At 64.4% G+C, this 1,723-nt stretch carries 2 protein-coding genes; both read left to right on the top strand.

Annotation, left to right across the window (positions count from 1 at the left end; translation table 11 throughout):
* Window positions 1-903 (top strand): acetaldehyde dehydrogenase (acetylating) (locus SKC42_RS27355; RefSeq protein WP_330967358.1); only part of this gene is annotated, 903 nt, incomplete at its 5' end.
* The coding region (dmpG, locus tag SKC42_RS27350) for a 4-hydroxy-2-oxovalerate aldolase (protein ID WP_330967357.1) at window positions 900-1,723 on the top strand (824 nt) is incomplete at its 3' end. The genes SKC42_RS27355 and dmpG, both read left to right, overlap by 4 nt.

The raw sequence follows: 1,723 nt of genomic DNA, 5'->3' as shown, positions 1-1,723 counted from the left end.
GTGGCCATTGTCGGGTCGGGCAATATTAGTACTGACCTGCTGTATAAGTTGTTGCGGTCGCAGTGGTTGGAGCCGCGGTGGATGGTGGGTATTGATCCTGAGAGTGAGGGTCTTGCCCGCGCCCGTGGGTTGGGGTTGGAGACCAGCCATGAGGGGGTGGATTGGTTGCTGGCTCAGTCGGAGACGCCGGATTTGGTGTTTGAGGCGACGAGTGCGTATGTGCATCGGGATGCGGCGCCCAGGTATGCGGCGGCGGGGATTCGGGCGATTGATTTGACGCCGGCTGCGGTGGGTCCGGCGGTGATCCCGCCGGCGAATTTGCGTGAGCACCTTGATGCGCCGAACGTCAACATGATCACCTGTGGTGGTCAGGCGACGATCCCGATCGTGTACGCGGTGTCGCGGGTGGTGGAGGTTCCCTATGCCGAGATTGTGGCGTCGGTGGCGTCGGTGTCGGCGGGGCCGGGGACGCGGGCCAACATTGATGAGTTCACCAAGACCACCAGCCGGGGTGTGGAGACGATCGGCGGGGCCAAACGGGGTAAGGCGATCATCATTTTGAATCCGGCGGATCCGCCGATGATTATGCGTGACACCATCTTCTGCGCGATCCCCGAGGACGCCGACCGCGACGCGATCGCGCAGTCCATTCACGAGGTGGTGGCCGAGGTGCAGGCCTATGTGCCGGGGTATCGGCTGCTCAACGAGCCGCAGTTCGACGAGCCGTCGCTGCATTCGGGTGGGCAGGCGGTGGTGACGACGTTCGTGGAGGTGGAGGGTGCCGGGGATTATCTGCCCCCCTATGCGGGCAATCTGGACATTATGACCGCGGCGGCGACCAAGGTCGGTGAGCAGATCGCCAAGGAGTCCTTGTCGGCGACGGCGCCAGGAGCCCAGCCATGAGCACACACGACATTTTCTTCGATCCGATCTGGGATGTCCGGTTGACCGACACGTCGCTGCGGGACGGCTCGCATCACAAGCGCCACCAGTTCACCAACGATGAGGTGGGTGCGATCGTGGCCGCCCTGGACACCGCCGGGGTGCCGGTCATCGAGGTGACCCACGGTGACGGGTTGGGGGGGTCGAGTTTCAACTATGGGTTCTCCAAGACCCCCGAGCAGGAATTGATCACGCTGGCCGCCGAGACGGCCAAACAAGCCAAGATCGCGTTTTTGATGTTGCCCGGGGTGGGCACCAAGGAGGACATCAAGGAGGCCCAAAACAACGGCGGGGCGATTTGTCGGATCGCCACGCACTGCACCGAGGCGGATGTGTCGATTCAGCACTTCGGCCTGGCCCGCGAGCTGGGTTTGGAGACGGTGGGGTTTTTGATGATGGCCCACACCCTGTCCCCGGAGAAGCTGGCGGCCCAGGCCCGGATCATGGCTGATGCCGGCTGCCAGTGTGTCTACGTGGTCGATTCGGCCGGGGCGTTGGTCCTCGAGGGGGTGCGTGACCGGGTCGCGGCGCTGGTCGCCGAGCTGGGCGATGACGCCCAGGTGGGCTTCCACGGCCACGAGAACCTCGGTTTAGGGGTGGCCAACAGCGTGGAGGCCGTCCGCGCGGGCGCTAAGCAGATCGACGGTTCGTGTCGGCGGTTCGGCGCGGGTGCGGGCAACGCCCCGGTCGAAGCACTCATCGGGGTGTTCGACAAGATCGGCGTCAAGACCGGGATCGACTTCTTCGACATCGCTGATGCCGCCGAAGAAGTCGTCGCCCC

The sequence above is a fragment of the Mycobacterium sp. 050134 genome (assembly GCF_036409085.1).
Classification (GTDB): Bacteria; Actinomycetota; Actinomycetes; order Mycobacteriales; family Mycobacteriaceae; genus Mycobacterium.
Note: the sequence above shows the minus strand (reverse complement) of the source record. Positions and strands in the feature narration are given on the sequence as shown.